The sequence below is a fragment of the Paenibacillus sp. NPDC058898 genome (genome assembly GCF_049316025.1).
Taxonomy (GTDB): domain Bacteria; phylum Bacillota; class Bacilli; order Paenibacillales; family Paenibacillaceae; genus Paenibacillus_AQ.
Window position 1 is genome coordinate 223139 of record NZ_JBMOSM010000008.1, and the last position, 21801, is coordinate 244939.

The 21801-nt window shown below is 51.4% G+C and carries 11 protein-coding genes; all 11 read right to left on the reverse strand.

Features of this window, described 5'->3' with window-relative positions:
• Window positions 1-93: 93 nt before the first annotated feature.
• Entirely contained in the window at window positions 94-6294 is a 6201-nt protein-coding gene (locus ACOZB4_RS22065) for a 5'-nucleotidase C-terminal domain-containing protein (protein ID WP_379408377.1), read from the reverse strand.
• A gap of 227 nt (window positions 6295-6521) precedes the next feature.
• Window positions 6522-7475: an ABC transporter permease gene (locus ACOZB4_RS22070; protein ID WP_076322522.1), complete on the reverse strand. Its 954-nt coding sequence runs from the start codon at window positions 7473-7475 to the stop codon at window positions 6522-6524.
• Between the two features lie 6 nt (window positions 7476-7481).
• Complete coding sequence (locus ACOZB4_RS22075; protein ID WP_076322523.1) at window positions 7482-8537, reverse strand: ABC transporter permease; 1056 nt, start codon at window positions 8535-8537, stop codon at window positions 7482-7484.
• On the reverse strand, window positions 8530-10062 hold the full coding sequence (locus tag ACOZB4_RS22080; protein ID WP_379408367.1) for an ABC transporter ATP-binding protein: 1533 nt from the start codon (window positions 10060-10062) through the stop codon (window positions 8530-8532). Before ACOZB4_RS22080 ends, ACOZB4_RS22075 begins: the two co-directional genes overlap by 8 nt.
• Before the next feature lie 398 nt (window positions 10063-10460).
• A complete protein-coding gene (locus tag ACOZB4_RS22085; RefSeq protein ID WP_076322525.1) occupies window positions 10461-11567 on the reverse strand; it encodes a BMP family lipoprotein in 1107 nt (368 codons plus the stop codon).
• Between the two features lie 366 nt (window positions 11568-11933).
• Window positions 11934-12122, reverse strand: a complete 189-nt coding sequence (locus ACOZB4_RS22090) for a hypothetical protein (protein WP_076322526.1) — start codon at window positions 12120-12122, stop codon at window positions 11934-11936.
• A gap of 465 nt (window positions 12123-12587) precedes the next feature.
• Entirely contained in the window at window positions 12588-15488 is a 2901-nt protein-coding gene (locus tag ACOZB4_RS22095; protein ID WP_379408358.1) for a DUF4855 domain-containing protein, read from the reverse strand.
• A gap of 189 nt (window positions 15489-15677) precedes the next feature.
• Window positions 15678-17228: an extracellular solute-binding protein gene (locus tag ACOZB4_RS22100; protein ID WP_379408355.1), complete on the reverse strand. Its 1551-nt coding sequence runs from the start codon at window positions 17226-17228 to the stop codon at window positions 15678-15680.
• Window positions 17229-17335: 107 nt separating this feature from the next.
• Complete coding sequence (locus tag ACOZB4_RS22105; RefSeq protein ID WP_379408349.1) at window positions 17336-18202, reverse strand: carbohydrate ABC transporter permease; 867 nt, start codon at window positions 18200-18202, stop codon at window positions 17336-17338.
• Between the two features lie 72 nt (window positions 18203-18274).
• Window positions 18275-19210: an ABC transporter permease gene (locus ACOZB4_RS22110; RefSeq protein WP_379408799.1), complete on the reverse strand. Its 936-nt coding sequence runs from the start codon at window positions 19208-19210 to the stop codon at window positions 18275-18277.
• A gap of 175 nt (window positions 19211-19385) precedes the next feature.
• Window positions 19386-21614: an AraC family transcriptional regulator gene (locus tag ACOZB4_RS22115; RefSeq protein WP_379408344.1), complete on the reverse strand. Its 2229-nt coding sequence runs from the start codon at window positions 21612-21614 to the stop codon at window positions 19386-19388.
• Window positions 21615-21801 lie beyond the last annotated feature (187 nt).

Consider the following 21801-nt stretch of genomic DNA (forward strand, 5'->3'; position numbering starts at 1 on the left):
GTTGCCCCCGTATACTACAAAGATGCAGATACAAATCCAATATACATCCTGCCGCTATGCAACATGTTCATTTTGCGTACGTCAAATCCTGCATCATGCGGTGAAGCACAGCAGCGCTTTCCCCACGGTGGCACTCGATTTAGGGTTGAAGCGCTGATTCTGGTCTCCGTTCAGAATACCAAGAACCGCCAATTCATACACCGCTGTCTTGGACCAACCACCGATCGAGGTCGCATCGGCAAAATGGGCTTTTGCCGCGTCGGCTTGGTTGTATCCGGCATACTCCAGCGCGTTGTAGGCCATCACGGCCATCTCTTCGCGCGTGATCGTCCGGTTCGGCTTAAAGGTGCCGTCCGTGTAGCCGGTAATGATACCGGAATCGACGGCTGCCTGGACAGCTCCGGCATACCAATCGGATGACACCACGTCCTGGAAGCTGTCTGACGCAGCGTCTGCAGAAAGGCCCAATGCCCGGACGACAAGCGCTGCGAACTCGGCTCGAGTGACCGATGCGTTCGGAACAAAGGTCTGCTCTGTGCGTCCGGTTACGATCATTTTGGCCGCAAGCGATTCAACGTCTGCCTTGGACCAATGCGTAGCAATATCCTGGAACGTTACCGGGTTCTGCAGCACCAGGTACGTGCTGTTGGTACGGCTATAGATATCGATTTGTTGACCATTCACCTTGAATGGTACCGGCGTATATCCATTGCCGTTTCCGCCCACTCGAACAACCGCAATATCGGTCAAAGCATGCGCTTTGTCGACATTCAGGGACCGCTTCACATACGATTGGAATGAACCGAGCGTGACGGTCTTGCCATTACTGGACTTCGCTGTCACGGTGTAGCTCACAGCCTGCAGCGCATGATATCCTTTGGAAGCTGCTGATTTAAGAGCATCCGAATCCACTGCAAGCTGAATGACCAAGTGAAGGCCGCTAATATCCGAGCCGGTTTGCGCAGCCAGAGTTTGGAGATTGATCTCCTTCTTCGGAAGCTCATAGCTTCCGTAAGGCGTCGCTATCACCAGCACCTGTGCGCTTGTTTGATCAAGCCACGCCCGCAGCGCTTCATTCTCGATGGTAACGGATGAAGAGGAGATTGGCTGCGTGCTTGTTACCTCCACGGTGACTTTTCCGCCCGAAGGCTGTTTCAGTGCTTCCTTCATGGCCGCTCCGGTCACGCTGCCTGCTGCCGCACCATTCTCCACCTTAACAGGAACCTTTACCTTGCCTGGTTCGGCTGGCGGTGTCGTGCCAGGATTCGAAGGATTCACGGGTGGCGTCGTCGGTCCTGGCGTTCCAGGCGTGCCCGGGTTCCCAGGGTTCCCCGGTCCAGGCTCTCCCGGTCCGCCCGGATCAGGTCCTCCTGGAAGCGGCGCTCCCTTCAAGTCCGTAATCCGTCCTTCGACGGCGGAGGTTTTGGCTGTGATGGTGCCTACTTTTTTCACATAGTTCGAGAATACTTCATAGTCAGGCTTATAGAGCAGGTTCACGCGCCCTTCAAGATAGGCCTTCTCGAGAGAAGCATAGAAATCGCCGCCCTTAGCGGTAAACGCGTTCGTCGCTACCTCGTAGGATTTATTCATATCGATCGGCTCGTATCCGTTCTTGCCTTTGACCTCGATACGCAGGACGCGTGATCCAACCGGCTTGGTGGAGTCATAGATAAACTTCATGCCCGCGATATGCGGGAAGCGCCCGTCCTGTGCCGGCGTCTTGGAAACCCCGTTCTCCATGGCTTCTTTAATCTCAGCGCCCGTTAACGTAATCGTGACCAGATCATTGTTAAACGGAAGCACCGTCATCACGTCACCCATTGTGACTTTGCCTGCCTCAATAGATTCGCGTATGCCGCCGCCGTTCTGCAGGGCGATGACCGCATTCGTGCCGGCCGCTTGCGCCGCATCCAGCATGCCATCGGCAATCAGGTTGCCAAGATTCGTTTCCTTCGTCCGCACGTCGGCACGAACGCCGTTCAGCTTTACTTCGGTCAAACCGACTTCCGTTTGTTTTAGTTCCTCCACGCCCGGCTTATATTTGGTGTTCAGAATTTGCAAGGCTTCGGGATCCGGCTTTACCACGTATTGGCCGGCACTATCTTTCTCGTCAACGGAAATGAGCCGGCTATCCCACTCCTGCAGAACACCCTCGTCGTCAAATACGACCTCAAGCTGACCTAAGAATTGGCCTTTTTCCCCTGTCTGCACGATCAGCTTCGGTTCGCTGTCCGACCGGTCCACGACCGCCTCATCCAGCTTGGTATGACTGTGGCCACCCACGATGATGTCGATGCCTTCAACTTCCTTAGCAAGGTTAACGTCCACGTCATAACCGAGGTGCGACAGCACGACGATTTTGTTAATGCTTTCCTTCTGCAGCATCGCCACGGTGTCTCTTGTCTTTTGCACCGCATCATCGAAGGTGACGTCTCCAGGCGAAGCGATGTTCGCCGTGTCTTCGGTTGTAAGTCCAATGAGGCCAACCTGCTCCCCGTCTACTTCCATGATGATGGCCGGGTAGATGGTTGCATCCTTGGCATCCCGGGTCACTTCATTCTTGAATTTCTGGGTCAATAAAGCATCGGCCGAAAAATTCACGTTCGAGGAAACAAACGGGAATTCCGCATGCTCAATGAAATCGTTCAGCACCTCAGATCCTTTATCGAACTCATGGTTACCGAAGGTCATGGCATCATATTGAACCAGGTTTATGAACTCCAGATCCGCCAGTCCCAAATATTGATTAAAATACAGCGTGCCGGAGAATACGTCCCCTGCATCCACGAGCAGAGGATTGACCGCATTGGCTTTGGCTTCCTTGATCGCCGTCACCCGGCGCGCAATGTTATCCGGCGAGTTTACGGTGTCCAGATTGGCATGCGTGTCATTGGTATGCAAAATCGTCAGCGGGAAGCCGTCCACGGCTTCTCCCTTCAGGTCGATCTGCGCGACAACCGGATCATGATCCGATACGCGACCCTTGGAAACCGGGAAGTCGGCATTCAGATGAACGACATCGGCTTGCGCTGAGCGGGTCAGATTCTTACTGACGAGAATATGATCCAGCACCTGCGAGTTCCCGTCATACGTGTAGGTATACCTCTCCTCGAGCGGAAGCGTATCGATCAGATTGTCTAATTCGTTTCCTTTCAAAATGTTCGCCGTCTCGGTAAATTGGAAATCATTCAAATCTCCCAGAACGACGACGTTCGCATCAGGGTTAGCGGACACAACGTCTTTCACGAACCCGTTCACGACCGCTGCAATCTGATGGCGCTGCGTTTCGCTGGAGAGAACCGGCGGCTGGGTATTGCCGAATGGTCCTTGGTCCCCGGATTTCGAGTTAAAATGATTCGCGATGACGATCACTTTCTCGCCCTGGAATTCGAACTGTGCGGCCAAAGGTTTACGCGACGCGTTGAATGCCGCATTCAGCGGATCAATCCGGCCCGGATTCAGGGTTAACTGATCCTTTGCCGCATCATACGCAACGGATTCCGTCGAGGAGCCCTTTTTGCCTTGAACGCTGTCGGATAACTGAACATGATCCGCATTGTAGAGGAACCCGACCCGAATGTTCGCTCCCGGCGCTCCCCCATCGTCATTATTCACCGGATCAATATCGGTAAAGCTGTACGTGGGTCCTCCCGCTGCCTTGATGGCGTTAATCAAGGTCTGGTAGCTTTGATCTGCCGCGGTAGTTCCGTTGTTCTGCTCTCCGTTGTTATCCTGTACTTCTACAAGGCCGATAATATCCGGAGACTTGATGTTATTTACGATCGACTCCGCCAGCTTGTTGATTTTGGTGGAGCTTACGCCCGGATAAAAATTTTCAATATTATACGTCGCTACTCTGAGCTGTCTGTCATTCACGTCGATAGTGGATACCTCTTGCTTAAAAGAGCTGCTGTGGATTGCAGGCAACTCGCCTTTAGCCGGAATCACCTTGAAATTGCCACTGTTATAACCGATTACACCGATCACATCATCGGCAAACGTATCGCCGGTGCTTACTTCCTGCCCCGGATTGCCGTAAGCAATGATAAGACGCTGCGGGTTGAAATTGCCTTGTTCTTTCAGAACGAGACCGCCCGCAGGCGTAATGACATCCGCGGTATCATTCTCGACCCGGGTCGCAATGTTGTAGGTTCCGCTGCTTGTCCAATACGGACTAATGATCGTTGGCTGCGGAAGTCTGACCAGCATGCCCTCCAGAGATTCGTAGAAGTCGATGGCATCTTCGCCCGGATCGAACGTTGTCATGCTGTCATTATCGATAATGGCGGCAGGTATCGGGCGCCCGCCTTTACCTAAGGTAACCGGTTCGGGCAGCTGCTGAGCCTGATCAAGCTTCTTGATGGATTGCAGCTCGATTTGGGTGGAGGTCAAGTTGCTGGAGCTTCCCTCGTTAAACTCGGCCACTTTTCCGGTTACGCTCACCAGATCTCCGATTTGAGGCCGGCTTGGATCTGTGGAATACACAAAAATCGCATCCGAGGTATTCGGATTGGAATCCGGCTTCGGATCCTGGATATAGAATCCCTTGATATTGCCGTTAGAGAACGTATAACCATATTGGGTTACAACACCTTCAATATCGGTTACCGTCTGTCCTGTATACGGCGAAGTATGGTCCTCGCCTTGAATATCCGCGATGCGCGGCTGCTGAGTAGCTTTATAAGCAAATTCGTATACCTTGCTCACATCTGCGCCCGAGACAACAACCGCTTTGATGGTCGTGTCACGGTCTATTTGAATCGGCGAGCTGTACTGTGTACTAGCTTGCGTCGGGTCTGACCCATCGAGCGTATAATAAATGCTCGCCCCTTGCGTAGGGCTGGACAGCGCCACCGTTCCCCCGATGATGATCGGTCCCGCACCCGGACTGGCAATCACGGAGAACATCTCCTCGATTAAGGCATGCTCGCCTAACGGAATCAGCTCATAGATATTTCCGAACTGCTTCACCACGCCCGTGATGCGGCTAAAGGTTTTCACCGTCTTCAGCTTGGACAAGCCGGAATAGATGATGAATTCATGCCCGCCTTGCTCGGCTGTGTATTCCCCAGGTCTATTCTCGGACTTGATAGTTACATCATCCAAGTAGACAAGCCTTGCCTCATAAGTCTCCCCTGCAGCTTCGGATAGATCAGCTCCGGTGACTTGGAGAGCCTGAGGTACTCCTGCATTTGCACCGGTTACGTCATGCGGCAGCAAGGCGTGCGGTTTGATTTCCTGAAGATTGTTATAAATCTCCATCACGCCGGCCACGCTCACCCGATCGCCAACGCTGGCATTGAGGGGGTAGTCATAGAGAACAATACCTGCTGCATCGTCTTGAATGTAGGTTTCTCTGCCTTCAATATGCGTAATGACGCCTTCCGTCCACACATGCTCGCCATTTGCCTTGCTGCGGGCTTCAGCGACAGACGTTTGCGTTAAGATATTGTACTGGAACGAGGAGACGGGCCCATCCGGCTGGCCATTCAGGGCTGCATAGGCATCTACCCGTGTTGGTTCGTTGATTACGATAGGGCCATTGACGATCTGGAATCCTGATCCACTTCCGCCGGACAGATACACATCCGCATAGACGGAAGCCCCTACCGTAGGCGGATACAGCGTAATCTTCGTACCGGCAGGCCAGGCGTTAGGCTCCGGATTAGCCGTTACCATTCCCAAGCCCGTGCCCGGAGTGACCGGCGTAGCTGGACTCGCGCTGTTCCGGGGCTCCGGTGAGGTAACGGTAAAATCCGCCGCATTGTTATCCGTATCGAGGCCACGATCATTTTGACCAACGGTCAGTTCCTTGCGAATCGCTGCCGTGCTGTTGGAAAGAGCTGCTGTCGGGTTCTTTTCATATTCTGAAGCGGAGCCATAACCAATCAGATCGATGCGATCGCCAGCGGCGTTCACCAGGTCCACCTTGCCATTGGAGCCGCTCAAGTTCAGCGATCCTTGAACATTAGGCGCCGGTAGAGTAGCACCTACCGAGCCACTACTCTGTTGTTGGATTAAATAATAAGAATAAGGCTCTATAATACCAGTTAAAGAGGTCGTGCCGTTAAATGTTCCTGCTGCGCTGGCATAACGTACCTTCCAGCCTGTTAGGTCAACCGGACTGCCCGTCGGATTGAACAATTCGATAAAATCATGCGTATACACTGCCCCGCCATTCCCGCCGCCGCCATACACTTGGCTGATTACAACCTGATCATGTTGGGGAGCAGCCTCCGCCACCTTCACGGGACTGAAAGGAACGATGAGACTCAGAAGCATTACAATAGCCATAAACATACTTAGCTGCTTTTGGCACCTATGTAATCGAATGCGCATTCAGGTTTTCACTCCTCTATTCTATTAAATTCTGTAGCCTTATTTACTATATATACCAGAGATGTTTTGGGAGTTCTAACCTAAAGTATGCTAAATGTAAAAAAACCTCCGATAGACCTAACCCTAAGTGGGCATAGGCATATCAGAGGTTCTAGATGTCTTACATCGACTTGCGCAATCCGTTACCGTTTACCTGAATCGAACGGCTCCCCTACGGCTTTCGGCGCATTCGAGGATTTGGAGAAAATCACGAGTGCGATCAGCGTGACAACATAAGGGAAAATCTTGAGAATGACCGGCGGGATCACCGCCAATGACGGGATCACCTGCGATACGTTGGCTACCGTCGTGGCAAATCCGAAGAACAAGGTGGCCAGCAGGATGCCGAGCGGCTTCCATTGTCCGAAGATCAAGGACGCCAGAGCCAGGAACCCTAGTCCTGCAACGTTCCCCGTAAATTCACCGGAATACGTCAACAGAATGACAGCCCCCCCGAGTCCGGAAAAAGCACCCGAGATCATGACGCCGACATAGCGCATGGACTGCACCTTAATGCCGGCTGCTTCCGCTGCGTGCGGATGCTCGCCGCAGGACCGGAGACGCAGACCGAACGGTGTTCTGTACAATATTAGTGCGCTGAGCACTAACACTAACAGAACAAGCCAGGTTGTTGCATAGGTTTTGGTAAAAAACAAATCCCCAATAACCGGTATCTTGGACAGCACAGGCACATCAAACGGTGCAAAACCATTCGTGATGCTGATCTTGCCGCTACCCGTAATGTTACGGGCAAGGAAAATCGTCAGGGCACCCGCGATCATATTGATCGCCGTACCGCTTATAATCTGGTTGGCACTGAGGTTGATACTGGCAAAGGCATGCAACAGCGAGAACAACGCACTCGCTGCCGCTGCTGCCAATAGTCCTACCCATAATACCCACGATTGGCCGGGCCATTGGGCCTGCATTTTGAATATGACAAAGGCTCCGATGAAAGAACCAACAATCATCAAGCCGTCAAGGCCGATATTGACGACCCCGCTTCGTTCACTGAACAGCGCGCCCAAGGCGGTAATCAAAAGCGGGATCGTGTAAGCGATGGCATACGGAAAAATCTGTTCAATCGTTGTCCACATATGTCCTTACTCCCCCTGCTTTTTATTAGCCGCGCGACGCAGCTTCATTTTACGGTATAGTCGTTCGATCAAGATGCTGGTTGCCGCAAAATAGATAATGATGGCGATAATCGAATCGGCGATTTCCGGCGGAATCTCCGTCATGGCATTCATAAACCCTCTGCCCGAATAGAGAATTCCGAAGAACAAGGCCGACACCAATACACCGATAGGTGCATTGATTCCAAGCAGAGCTACGGCAATCCCGTCAAATCCCTGGCTCGGCAGAATGCCGATCTGCATGCTGGAGGCATTCCCCGTATACTGTGCAACACCCGCGAGGCCCGCGAGGCCGCCGGAGATGAACATAGACAGCACGATACTGCGTTTGACAGCGATACCCGCATATTCGGAAGCGTGCCGGTTGAATCCGACCGCCTTCAATTCATATCCGAGCGTTGTTTTGTTAATAAGGAAAGCGACGACCAGAACAGCAATGACCGCGATAAAAAAGCCCAGATTGACATAAGAACCTTGGAACATATCGCTGAGCCACTGCTGATGCAGCATCGCTTCCGGCGGAAGCTGGCGCGATTCCGTCTCCAGGCTCGCCCCTTTGAAGTAACCCGGAATAACATAATAAACGGTCCAGTAGGCCGTCCAGTTCATCATGATCGTGGATACGACCTCGTGCACATTATATTTAGCCTTCAGGAAACCTGGGACAACCGCCCATAGCGCACCTCCGATAAACCCGACCAGTACCATAACCAACAGGAGCAGAGCCCGCGGCAGATCCAGCGAGAGGCCGACAGCCGTCGCGCAAAAGCCACCGAACAGCATCTGGCCTGCAGCACCGATATTAAACAGTCCGGTACGGAAGGCAAAGGCCACGGACAAACCGGTCAAAATAAGCGGAGTCGCCGTCGCCAGCGTATTTCCGATCCTCTCCGGGTTCTTGAGTCCACCCTGGATGAGATACTTATACCCTTCTACCGGATTATGTCCGGTCAGCGCCATAAGCAGTGCCCCCGCAATGAGTCCGAACAGGACGGCAAGCAACGATTTTACGCTGTTATTCATGTGGTGCCTCCTCTTTTTGATACCCGGCCATCATTAGTCCGAGCTCTCTTTCGTTCGTTTCGGAGGTTTTAACGATACCTACCAGTTCACCGTTATTGATAACGGCAATGCGGTCCGACAAGTTCAGCACTTCATCAAGCTCCAGGGAAACCAGCAGAACGGCTTTCCCCTTGTCGCGCTGTTCGATCAGACGCCGGTGAATATATTCAATCGAGCCTACGTCAAGGCCCCGAGTCGGTTGGACGGCAATAAGCAGATCCGGATCGCGCTCTACCTCGCGGCCGATGATCGCTTTTTGCTGGTTACCGCCGGACATCGAACGCACGATCGACCGGCCGCCCGTTCCGGAACGCACATCAAAACTCTGAATGATATGCTCCGCATGCTTGCAGATCGCTGCTGGCTGCAGCAGCCCGTTCTTGGAATACGGTGGGCGGTTATACACCTCGAGGATCAAATTCTCTTCAATCGTATAATCCAGCACGAGTCCCCTCTTTTGGCGGTCCTCCGGAATGTGGCCGATTCCGCTTTCATTTCGTTGACGGACAGATAGACCGTTGAGCGTTTTTCCATTCAAGCTCACCGTTCCGCTCTCCGCCTGCCGAAGTCCGGTAATGGCTTCTATCAGTTCCGATTGACCGTTACCATCCACGCCTGCAATGCCCACAATCTCCCCGGCACGCAGGTCCAGACTAAAGCCTTTGAGCGCATCAACTTTCTTGCTGTTCTTTACCGTAAGCGATTTAATCTCAAGAACGGTCTTGCCCGGGTGACTCTCCTGCTTGTCCACCTTAAAGGAAACACTGCGACCCACCATCATTTCGGCCATTGCCTCGCGGCTCGTGTCTGCCACTTCTACGGTGCCAATCGTCTTGCCGCGGCGGATGACGGTGCAGCGGTCCGCAACCGCTTTAATTTCTTTCAATTTGTGGGTGATCAGAATGATGGATTTGCCTTCATTGACCAGGTTTTTCATAATGCCCTGCAGATCTTCGATTTCCTGAGGGGTCAGCACGGCGGTCGGCTCGTCGAATATGAGCACTTCCGCGTCGCGATACAGCATTTTGAGAATTTCCACTCTCTGCTGCATTCCAACCGAGATATCCTCGATTTTGGCATAAGGGTCCACGTTGAGGCCGTATCGTTTGGACAGCTCCTCAACCCGTTTGGCAGCCGATCTCACGTCCAAGCCGAAAAAGAACTTGCGCGTCTCGCTGCCCAGAATAATATTCTCGGTTACGGTAAACGGCTCGACCAATTTAAAATGCTGATGCACCATCCCGATTCCGAGTTTGTTCGCGACATTCGGATTCGAGATCCGCACGTCCTTGCCGTTGACTTTGATTACGCCACGGTCAGGCTGATACATGCCAAACAGGATGCTCATCAGGGTGGACTTGCCCGCCCCGTTCTCGCCGAGCAGCGCATGAATCTCGCCTTTTTTCAACCTAATCGTGATATCGTCATTGGCCACGATCCCGGGAAATTCCTTGCGGATGCCCACCATCTCGACAACATAGTCCATGGTTTTGGGTCCTCTCCTTCTTTTTTGTTGAATATCTTCCTGTGGATAAACTGCTTTAAAAAAACGCGGGTCGACTCACTTCCAAACAGCCAGAACGCAGTTACATAGATCGATTTCTACATTCAATATCAGGATGCAATCGCTTGCGCCGGTGATACGGTCTGATACCTAAAATAGCCCCACAAAGTGGAGCCTATGCTTCGATGCTTGTTCCAAATACTTTGCGGGGGCCCAAAAACATATAAATGCGATTACAGAATTGCTTACGCTTCGCTGAAATAACTTATAAATTCTGATACCTTAAAAAAAGACGGAGGGAATCCGTCTTTTTTCATGCGGTATCGCTGCTTTTCAAGTAAGTCTATCCACGCTTCTGTAGATGACCTTGGTGTCTTGGATTACTTAATCAAATCGCCTTGCTCTGCCGTAACTTTAATTTCGCCGGCTTTGATCTTGCCAAACACTTCGTCCACTTGCTTAAGGACGTCATCGCTCAGGTTCGGATTCTTCTCAGGAAGGCCGACACCATCATTGGTCGCATCCAGCGTAAGCGTCTGTCCGCCTGGGAATTTACCTTCCATTTCAGCTTTGATCATATCGTAAGCCGCATGGTCGATTTTCTTCACGGCCGAAGTCAGGACAACGGATTTGTCTCCTTCGTAAACGCCATCTTGATACTGGTCAACGTCTACGCCGACGATCCATACTTCAGATCCATTCTGTACGCGAGTCTTCGCTTCGTTAATCGCACCAACGCCAACGCCGCCTGCTGCTGCGAAGATCACGTTTACGCCACGGTCATACATTTGAGCCGCCAATTGGCTGCCTGCTGCAACATCATCAAAGGATCCTTGGTAAACAACGTTTTCTTTGTTAATTACCAGTTTCGTGCCGAGATTCTCGTTGGCGTAAGCTACACCCTGCTGGAAGCCCCAGTTGAACTTCTGTACAGGAGGGATTTCCATGCCGCCGATAAATCCAGCCTGTCCATCCTTCACATGAAGCGCAGTTGCTACGCCAGCCAGGAAACCGGACTCTTGCTCAGCGAAGAAGATGGATACGGTATTTTCCTTAACTACCGGATTGCTGTCGCCGGAATGAGGTGTTCCATCGATAATCACGAATTTAGCATCTGTATACTTGTCCTGTGCTTTGAACACGGCTGTTTCAAATTTGAAGCCTGGAGTTACAATGAACTTAAATCCGGCATCGTACAGGTTTCCGATCTCTTTCGAGTAGTCGGCTTCTGTCGTTCCGGCCGGCTTCAGGTATTTATACTCCATTTTGAAGTCCTTATTGGCCTTCTCGATACCTTCGTACGTTCCTTGGTTAAACGACTTGTCATCGATGGTTCCCGCGTCCGTAACCATCCCTACCTTGAAGTTTGCCTTAGGTGCATCGCCGCCTGCGCCGCCGCTTGGTTCTGACGCCGGTTTGTCGCCGCAACCTGCCAGCATTGTGACAGATAACGCCAAACTGATTAAAGATATGACCCCTTTTTTCATTAAGGATAACCCTCCTAGGTATATATGCCCGAATACTAGATTCGTGCTATTTACAATATATTAATAAAACAGACCCTTTTCAACATAAATTTGGGTGAATCTGTCAAGCTGCATCTGTGTCGCGGTGAAACGTTTAAGACATGTTTTATTCCAATTCTAGTAGAGATAGGAAGCCGTAATTACCGCGGTGTTGATATCACGGTTTTTATAGATAACACGGGGGGTTACAATTGGTGTGGTACGCAAACTTGCAAGTGATCAGACCCTGCAATTTGGAAAAAAATAATAGCCCCTTATGAAAGAAAGCACCTCGGCAAGGTGCTTACAAACATGCTGTTCATTTCAATGAAAGTTTTGAATGAATATTCACTTGCGGCGGGACTTCATCATGCGATTATACGTAATCAATCCGGCAATAATCATGGCGACTACGCCCAAGCTGCTTGCCGACTCTGGCGTCATGCCAAATACCCCTGCCAAATTCGTAACCAAGCTGTTCGTAAGCAGCGCCACCGCAATCAGCATAATCGGACGCCACACGCTATACCTTCTCATTCTCGCAACACCCCCAGCCCAGATTTACAGCAATATAATCCCAAATGACTAAAATCGCTTAATCTATTAGAAACATTATACCATGAATAAGTATGCGTTTACATTGTTCTTAACTTTCTCAGCATGAAATTTCCAGATAGCCCTTGATGTAGTTGGGGAGACTAGCAATCCTTTGCGACTTTGAATCAATTTAGCGGTTTTCTTCTTCCTTCATTATATTAAACGTGTTCATAAACATCGTTATACGCCACATATTTCCCATGTGGTCATCAAGACCGATTCGAAAGCAAAAGCCACGGGCCACAGCGTGGAAATAACGCTGCCTCCATGGCTTTTTTTACGAAACATAAGTTATCATGCATCATGCTCGGCAGAGTTTGCCATAAAATGCCCTCATCCTAAGTCAATTTCTCGGAAATCAGGACATATGCCATCGGAACCTGAGCTCGTGCTGGAAATAACTCATCAGTCCTTTTTATTGTACTCGAATGAAATCTTAACGGGATCCGACATTCCTTCCATAGACAGATAGGCGTCGCAAGTTCCCTTTAAATTGCCGGTAAGCTTGATCATGAATTCGAAACTTCCCGTTTCTGTTCTGGTCGTCTGGCCTTCGTAGCGAACTTTCCCTTTCGAATCGAGTATTTTCAAATTCACTTGGGACTGGCTGCCGTTCACGACCAGACCGTCGATTGTCAATTTCTTCGCAGCGGCATCCACCACGGCTCTTGCGCCGTCGATACCCGTCTCACCTCCTGCCTGATCATCCGTACCGAGAACTTCGATTTCATCAAGGAAGACCCAGACGTTGACCGGGAATTCGACTTTAACGTAGCGGGCAGACACTTTGTCGGCTCCCGCTTTCCCCGGCACGCCGTCTGTTATTCCGCTCCAACCCACGAACTCGGCCGAGGCAGTAACTTGTGCCGGTGGCGGAGTAACGGTTGCCAGCGTGCTCCAGGATTCGCCGTCAGAGGAAACGGAAAAAGTGACGTTCGGAGGGAAATAGATGCCGGGTCCTTTATCCTGAAGAAAATGGGCTCTAATTGCCCCGATCGATTTGTTGCCGCCCAAATCAAATGTGATGGTGCGGCTTCGTTCGTCAGGGTAGTCGCTTCCCGCATGGGCCTGCCACTGCTCGGTGCGGTAATCCGTCCCGCCGAATCGGCCGTCCGTAAGTTCGTTCCCGGAATCGGGATAGTTGCTGTTAGGCTGCTGTGAAATTGTATAGCTTTGGCCAAGAACCAGATTGCTGAGTCCCCATCCGTCAGACCAGGTTTGAATGAGAACTTGGGCGTAGGAATCAAGCACCGTTGCGGCCGGGACCGAAATCAACCCTTGCGCTTGGACGGCCGGGTCGTGAATGTGCGCGAGGAAATCCTGCATATACGTCACAGCGTCCTTCGGCTTGTTTTCGTCCAGAAGAAGCTTGATGGTCTGCAATCGATACGACAACTCTGTGCCAAAATCGGGCTTGATTTCGTTCGATGCGACATAACGCTGTACAAGCTCCGCCATCGTCTCCGGCGCCGGGCTGCTATCAATGGCGTACGTTCCGTTCAAATACTGGTACAGCCAGTCATACATTAAACGCAAACTTGGATCCTTGCTTACCCCTAAGTTGTATACTGCATTATTGCCTTGATAGTGAGCTCTGAAGCCATTTTGCATCAGACCGGATTTGACGCCGCTGTCCAAGTATTCGATAAAACGCTGACGAAGTACGGGATCTGTCAACATTCCGTCATCAAATTCAACTTCGTTCCCCATTCCGTACCGCTTTGCAGTATCTGTAGCATCGTCCAGACGGTCGGAAGCCATTCCGCCGAAGAAATAGTTAGGCTGAAGCGCCGCGGCATCGAACCCTGCGTCTTTCCACATAAACATTTTGTAAGCATATGAGTGTGGAATCCAGAAAACCTTCATGTTCATGGCGTGCACTTTATCCGACACCATGCGAGCTATGTCCGGTCCTGATTCGGATATGTCGATTTGTTCCGGCATCCAGTACATGCCGACAAGCTCAAGATTAGAGTAGTTGGCAGCCTGCCATCTTTGCTGGGTCTGGTCCAGCCACCACTGTACTGCTTTTCCTCTGTTTTCAGACGCTTTTTCTTTGCCTACGACGGAGTCGTTGAAATTTAAGGAACCGCTACCGTCAATGTCGCCAAAATCTGTTAAGGATTCCCCTGGATTCGGAATCATTAACACAACCTTGACTTGATGATCGGGCTGTTTCAGCTTGGCCCCAACTTCCTTGGCGGCCACATTCAACTGCTGCATATCGCCCGTGGCTGCAAATGTTTTATCCAAATACCATTTCCAATCGTCCAGGTTCGTATGTCCCTGACCGAAATCGCGACCAGCAGGCGAAGCAATCCCGAGATATAGAACGCCGTCATAAAGCCAATCGACCGGCTCGCCGTCTTTATTTACATAGCTGATATTAGGGATAATCCGTTCCTTCTTCCAATCGCCCAAACCATTCGCGTATTGCCCGTTATACAGCAAATTCAGATTCCGGATCCCGGCCGTAGCTTCCCCCGGCTCCAAAAAACGAGGCTGCTCGGCAGGAACCTTTACCGCCCCTTCAATCTTGCCGTCCATACCCATAATTTCGATTTCGTCAATGTATTCCCACTGTGTAGGATGCATATAAAAGATTACCTTCACATAACGGGCATAAGCCAACTTGCCATCCGTATTCCCGCCCTTGATTCCATCCCGGCTGCCATCCCATTCAAAAGTCTCCTGTCTAGGCGGTCCTGCTCCCCATAGCAGCTGCGTAGCGTTATGAGAAAGCAGCCCCCAATTTTCCTTATCGTCAGAGACATACATCGATACCGACAGCGGCACGAGGATCGAGTTCGTCGGATAATCCTGGAGAAAACGAGCGGTTATCTTCCCGACCGACTTTTCCTCCCCCAGATCAAATACGATTTCGCGCGCTTTTCCGCGCTGATGTCCTACCCATGCCGGGTCGTTCATATCCAATGCGCCGTATTTTCCGTCCGTAAGCTTGTATCCGTCATCGGGATGCGAAGCTTCCGGAGCTTCAGACCATTCATACGGGAGGCCGGCCGCAAGATTGCGGAATTGCGTCTCCTCTACTTCCGAAGATGCTGCTGCTTGATTCTCGTCTCCTGCTTGTGATTCCTGTTCCACTCCCGGTTCACCAGCTTTCGTCGGTTGATCTAGTTCGACCTGTGGATTACCTGAATCATTCCCTGCTTCCATCTGGTCTGCATCTACCGCCTGCAGGACAGTCACATCGGGAACAGGCGATTTCGCCTGCACTGCAGAGACCGGAGCCATTAGTAATACGGCTGCCATTAATCCGGATACCCATTTTTTATTCAAATTCATCAAGGCCAGCTCCTTTTTCTTATTCTCAAGTACAGAAATATCAAAGATTCTAAACTCTTATTTCTGTTCCGGGTGAACGCTAAATTTGGATCCCCCCTTTCGCGAAATCTGATATAAGCAAGCAGCAGCGTGTACAAGATCGGCTTCCTCCGAAAGAGGAAGCCGTCTTCACCACGTCGTGATTCTGATCTATTTCGCCTTTGCCGCCAGGAACTCATCGATTTGCTTTTGCAGCTCCTGCTGAATTTTTTGGAGGGCAGGGCCGGCTTCCGCTTCGAATTTCTTCAATGTCTCCTCCGGATCGATAACCCCGTTGAACAGCGCATTATAGTATTGTCCATCGACCGTATTGTACTGGCTGACTTCGTTCTGGACCGGAGTGCTGTCGAATTCGAAGCCGGCCAAAATATCAGTGGTGAACATGTCGGCATCGCGAAGTACGGCATCCAATTCATCATTCTTCGGATCGCCACCCACAACAGTGCGCTCATCGACCGGATTCCATAACCAGACATATCCGAATGCAGAGTAACCGGATGTATCCAGGCTTTTCAATTTGTCCTCTCCTGCCGCTTCCCAATGCTTCCCTTCAATTCCGTAAGAGAGCAGGTCGTAGTTTTCCTTCTCATTCGCCCAGTTCAGGAACATAATCGCCCGCTCCTTGTTTTTGCTTACCTTCGGAACAGCCAGGAAATTCCACTGCTTAAAATTGGTGAAATTCGCGCCTTTTTCCGGGTTGAAGAAGGTGACCGTTTCCAGCTCGCCGCCCGGTACATTGTTCTTAATCGTGTTCTTGAGGGAATCGCCGATACCGAACGCGCCGTTTGTGACGATGGCTACTTTGCCTGCTGAGATCGGCTGGTGAAAATCTTTCGTCGTCAAAATGTCCTTGAAAATCAGTCCGTCTTTAAACCATTTGTGCGTGTTCGCCAGCCACGTTCCGATCGGCTCCCGATCCTCCAGCAAATTGTATACTTTCCCGTCGTTGTTCTTATAGTAGAGCATCAAGCTGTTGCCGAGCGCGTGGGTCGGCCTGACATGAGTCTCGTAATCGTTCAGCGCATGATGGCCGACGAATGAATACGTGTAGGAGCCTGCGGTCATCGGGATGATGTCTTTTTCCTGCTCCTTCACCTTGTAAGCAAATGCGATCAGGTCATCATACGTCTTGATTGGCGGTACGCCCAGCTTCTCACGAATGTCTTTGCGCACCATGTAAGAATTGCCGGACATGTAGCTGAGGCCAAGCGGAACGGCCATAATTTTGCCGCCGTATTTGTTGTAGTCCCACATTTGCTGCGGCCGTTTCTCCAGCACCGTTTGGCCGTACTGGGCCAACAGGTCATCCAGCGGTTCATAAAATCCGTTTGCGATCATCTGGTTGATGTGCAGCCATGGCGCATCGAAGATGAGATCGATGTTTTCGCCGGAAGCAAGCGTCACCTGTGTCTTTTGCGCCAGATCGGACCAGGGCACGAACACGACGTCGAGCTTCACATTGATCGTATCCTTCATTCGCTTCTCTGCTTCGGCGATGACTAAATCCATATCCGGCGGCCGGTCGCCGGGAATCATGATTTTCAAGGTGACCTCTTCAAGTTTGGCGTCACCGCTCACGCCATCTCCGGTCTGACCCGACGGTCCGTGCGTCTTCCCTTCCCCTTCGTTCTTGCCCGAACAACCTGCAATCGCGAAGATTACGATCAGTAACGCGAGCACGATGGGCAATCGTTTTTTCATGGTTCATTCCCCCTGTTTCAAATATAGAGAATATAGGCGGATGGGCCGGCCGAAACCGGCAGCGCTCGAAGGCTCGAACCGGTCAGACGCGCATTCCGCTTGTCGTTCTACCCTTTTACCGATCCGAGCGTCAAGCCTTTAATAAAGAAACGCTGGATGAAGGGATACACGAACACGATCGGGCCAATGGTAACGCAGACGATCGCCAGCTGCATCCCATAGGTCGGCACGACGACGTTGTACTGCGTTTGGCTCCCGCTCACATAAGCCATAACATTCAAATTGGACATAAGCTGGCGTATCATCATCTGCAGCGGCAGCATTTTGTAATTGTCGATGAACAGCAATGACAAATACCAGTCGTTCCAATATTGCAACGCGTAGAACAGGCTCACCGTGGCGATTACAGGCAGCGAAATCGGCCAGATGATCCGAAAGAAAATAAAGATATCATTGGCTCCGTCCACAGTCGCAGCTTCATTCAGTTCATACGGCAGCGTCCGATAGTAGGAGACAAGAATGAAGGCATAGAACGGATTAAGCAGATAGGGCAAAATGAGCGCCCACACCGAGTCTTTCAGGTGCAGCCAGTTGGCAATCAGCATGTAGAAGCCGACCAGCCCTGCACCGAACAGCATCGTCAGGAAGGTCAAAAACGATAAAATGTTGCGGTACTTCACTTTCCGGTGGCTCAGCGTGTACGCATAGGCAGCTGTCAAAAGGACGCCCAGCACCGTGCCGGCGATCGTCACGATAATCGTCATGCCGTAGCTTAGAAATACCTGCTTGCCGGAGAGCAGAAATTTGTACGCATGGAGGCTGAATTTGCTCGGTAGCAACTGGTACCCCGCCGTCTGCAGAAGCGATTCATCAGCGAACGAGTTGATGAACACAATCCAGAACGGAATGAAGCAAAACAGCGCAAACGCGCCCAGCACCGCGTACATCAGAATAAGAAACAACCGTTCTCTCATGTCGATCACACCTTACATTGTCCGGCGAAAAGGCTGCATGGACCGGGCCATTGCCCGTTTCGCCGAACCCTTTTAGAATAGTCTTGAATCCGCGTCCACCCTGCGCGCGATCGCATTGAAGATCAGAATCGTGACGAGCCCCATGCAGGACTGGTACACGATGACGGCAGACGACATGCTGAAATTACCCAGCTGCCGCAGCGCACGAAATGCATACGTATCGATGACATCTGTCGTCGGAAAGAGTACGCCGTTATCTCCGATGATCGCGTAAATCATGCCGAAATCGCCGTAGAAAATACGGCCAATGCCAAGCAGCGCCAATACCATCACGGTCGGCCGCATCAACGGCAGCGTTATATAGAGCATCTGCTGCATTCGGCTCGCGCCTTCAATTCGGGCGCTCTCGTAATATTCAGCGGAGATGCCCGTAATGACGGCCAAAAAAATAATGGAGTTATATCCGGCCATCTTCCAGGCACTAATCACGGTTAAGATATACGGCCATACGCCCGGCGACAAATACCAGTCCACTCCTTCGTAGCCAAGGGCGGCAAGCGCGCGGTTAATCAGCCCCTCCGATGTGCTGAATAGCGTCAACGCCATCATGCTGACGACAAGCCATGAAATAAAATACGGTAAAAAAATAAACGATTGCGTGATTCGCTTGAACAGCCTGTTTCGGATTTCGTTCAGGAAGATCGCCAGCACGACCGCGCTGCCGAGGCCGGATAGAAGAAACAGCGCATTCAGGAAAACGGTATTCAGCGTTACCCGCAGCCAGTCTTTCCCATTGAAGAAAAACTCGAAGTTTTTAAATCCGACCCATTCGCTCCCCCATATTCCATCCGACAGCCGGTAATTCTGGAAGGCGAGCAGATGCCCCAGCATGGGCATATACGCAAATACGACCAGAAACACAATGCCGGGCAGCGCGAGCAAGTACAAATACCGGTTCCGCGACAGCTCGCGCACAAACGACCCGCCGAACCTTTTCCGTCGCTCCAAAAAGCGTTCCTCCTTTCTTGTGGGCTTGCAGGATTCGAACGGAGCCATCGTAGCATTCACGGCTGCGGCTTGCCTAGTTCTCATTAGCCGGATTCGGTTCTCGTGTGGCTAAATCGCGGGAGTTCGGCCAGTTGTTATTGTTCTGGCGAGTTCTCAATCGCCGCCCACCCGCCTGCTAATTGGCAGAGTTCCCGGCTTTCTGCCGCGTCGTCCGCTCCAGCCGCTCGCTTGCCTTGCTGTCGCGGTATTGGCTTGGCGTCATGCCGGTCGCTTTCTTAAATGCGGTGAAAAAGTGGCTTTTCGTCTGAAAACCGGACTGCTCTGCAATCTCGGTGATCTGCATGCTGGTCTGCTCCAGCAGCTCCTTAACCTTCCCAAGCCGCTCGTTCAAGATGAAATTCGATAGAGGCATGCCATATTGTTCGTGAAACAGCTGCCGGACGTATTTGGCCGACAAAGCGATATGGTCAGCGATATCGTCTACCGACAGCAGCGGGTCATGGGTATGATAGCGGACATACTCGATGATTTCCCCAATCAGCTTTTCCTTGCGATTGAATCCCTTTTGGTCGCTAAGCTGCCGGATAATCCGCCCAGTCTCTTCCTTCAGCCATTCGCGGACCTCGGTAAGCGTGGAGAACTGCCTCAAGTGGCGCTCAATCCCTTCAACACTCTGAATAGACATCATTTTGCTGAACGACTTGACGATCGCAAACAGAAGCAGCTTCAGTTGGAATTGGCACTCGGTATACTTCATCGTCTGCAGGCGCGTGAACACCTCCTCCAGCATGGCCAGCACCTTCTCCTCTTTGCCGCTGCGAATCGTCTGGATCAAGCTTTCATGGACGGCGGAGTCGATCGGCGCTTGTAAATCGGCATACCGCTCAAAGTCTTGTTCAACGTAGATTTTGTCATCACCACTGACAAACTTGAATAATGTCAGCTCGTTCATATCGTCGTATACTTTGCGTAAATCATCATGCACGCGCCGCGCTGAGCTTTCGGCGATCGTAACGTCCAGCTTTACGTGACGGGTGACTTGACGACTAAGCTCCTTCAGCTCTTTGGTCAACCCGGGATCAGGGAGGGAGCTGGCTGTGCCAACCAGCACGACCAGATGGTCGGTCCCAAAATCGACCACCTCGATCGGCCGTTCAGGTGTACCCAGCAGTTCCTCTGCGATATTGCCGATTGCATACTTGAGCAGCTTGCGAGAGACGAAATCGTACCGCTCGGATATCTCATAATAGGAGTCGATCTTGATAACAGCCAATCGAAGCCACTCATAGTCAAGCAGGCACGACTCGCGGACAATGGCCGCTCTGGCGCCGTCAGTCAGTCTGCCCTGCAGCAGCCATTGCCGTAAATATTCGGTCTTGATCAGCGGATAATGATCGCGAAGCATAACGACGCCCTGCTCAATGACACCGTAATCGTTCTCCCCCTTCACGCCCAGCTTCCGCTGCAGTTGATCCGCCAGCCGGCGGAATGGCCCGACGAAACGGCGCGAATTCCAATAGGCGACCAGAAGCAGCGCGATGAGCAGCAGCAGCGAGCAGGCGATGATGACGGTTTTGAACGCCCCTGCCTTTTCGCGAAATTGCTTCATTTCAGTAACAGATATAATGGTCCACTCCGACGATTCCATTCGGGCATAGTTGACGAACGCCGCCCCTCCCGCTCTGTTCATCTCGAATGAACCTTCCTTCAGCCCCGGTTGGATGTTATCGATGGTCTCCTCGAGCCGCTCATCCTGTTCCCCCAGAATCCATTTTCCTCGATCATCCACAATAGTAAGCAGCGTATCCGCTCTTTCACCGCTTGAGATCAAATGCTTCTGGAGCTCCTTCTTGTCGAACAGAACAACAAGATACCCATCGCGGTTTTTCTGCACTGGAGTCGAAGGAAGCTGAAGCGCCAAATACGATTTGTTTCCTATCTGGTGATCAAAATAGCGGAGAAAGGTCCCGGGAGTGCGCTCAATTCGCTGCAGCATCGGCTGATCGGCAAATTCCTCGAACGGAAGCAACCCAACTTTGGAGTCGATCACCTCACGTTTGCGAAAGCTGAATAAGTAAGCGGTTTCAATATAAGGTTCGTTAGATAAATATTTAGTCAATACCCCCATCGCGCTGGCATTCTGCAGCAGATCGTCGGCGGAAGCATACATCCAGTTTTGCACGGTACGGTCTTCGTACATGGTCAGACTGTACCATTTCAGCTTAGCCAGGATGTACTCGACCCGCTCCGCCATTTCGTTGATGCGGTCCTGATTAAACGTCCCCATCTGGGAATAAGCGTAGTGCGAAAATTGGTTGGCCAGAAACAACGAGAGCGGTATGATGGTGATTGCAAAAAAGATGCCGCTTATCACAAATATGCGCCAGGATGTCGATCTGAACATAGTATCCCCCAGTCCTCCTTCGTCAATGGCAGTTCTCTTATGACTGATATGTCCTATCATAATGCACCCCTTTTCTGTTTGCCTAGTTCTCATTTGTCCGTCAAGTTCTATTTCTCCGGATTCGCCTGCAGCATACGTCCACGATCTGCAATTAAGTGTAGGAATACGCAGTGGGACTGGCCCCAGG

Coding starts and splice junctions, on each gene's coding strand:
- ACOZB4_RS22065 (WP_379408377.1), bottom strand. CDS start 6,294: ATGGCTATTGTAATGCTTCTGAGTCTCATCGTTCCTTTCAGTCCCGTG.
- ACOZB4_RS22070 (WP_076322522.1), bottom strand. CDS start 7,475: ATGTGGACAACGATTGAACAGATTTTTCCGTATGCCATCGCTTACACG.
- ACOZB4_RS22075 (WP_076322523.1), bottom strand. CDS start 8,537: ATGAATAACAGCGTAAAATCGTTGCTTGCCGTCCTGTTCGGACTCATT.
- ACOZB4_RS22080 (WP_379408367.1), bottom strand. CDS start 10,062: ATGGACTATGTTGTCGAGATGGTGGGCATCCGCAAGGAATTTCCCGGG.
- ACOZB4_RS22085 (WP_076322525.1), bottom strand. CDS start 11,567: ATGAAAAAAGGGGTCATATCTTTAATCAGTTTGGCGTTATCTGTCACA.
- ACOZB4_RS22090 (WP_076322526.1), bottom strand. CDS start 12,122: ATGAGAAGGTATAGCGTGTGGCGTCCGATTATGCTGATTGCGGTGGCG.
- ACOZB4_RS22095 (WP_379408358.1), bottom strand. CDS start 15,488: ATGAATTTGAATAAAAAATGGGTATCCGGATTAATGGCAGCCGTATTA.
- ACOZB4_RS22100 (WP_379408355.1), bottom strand. CDS start 17,228: ATGAAAAAACGATTGCCCATCGTGCTCGCGTTACTGATCGTAATCTTC.
- ACOZB4_RS22105 (WP_379408349.1), bottom strand. CDS start 18,202: ATGAGAGAACGGTTGTTTCTTATTCTGATGTACGCGGTGCTGGGCGCG.
- ACOZB4_RS22115 (WP_379408344.1), bottom strand. CDS start 21,614: ATGTTCAGATCGACATCCTGGCGCATATTTGTGATAAGCGGCATCTTT.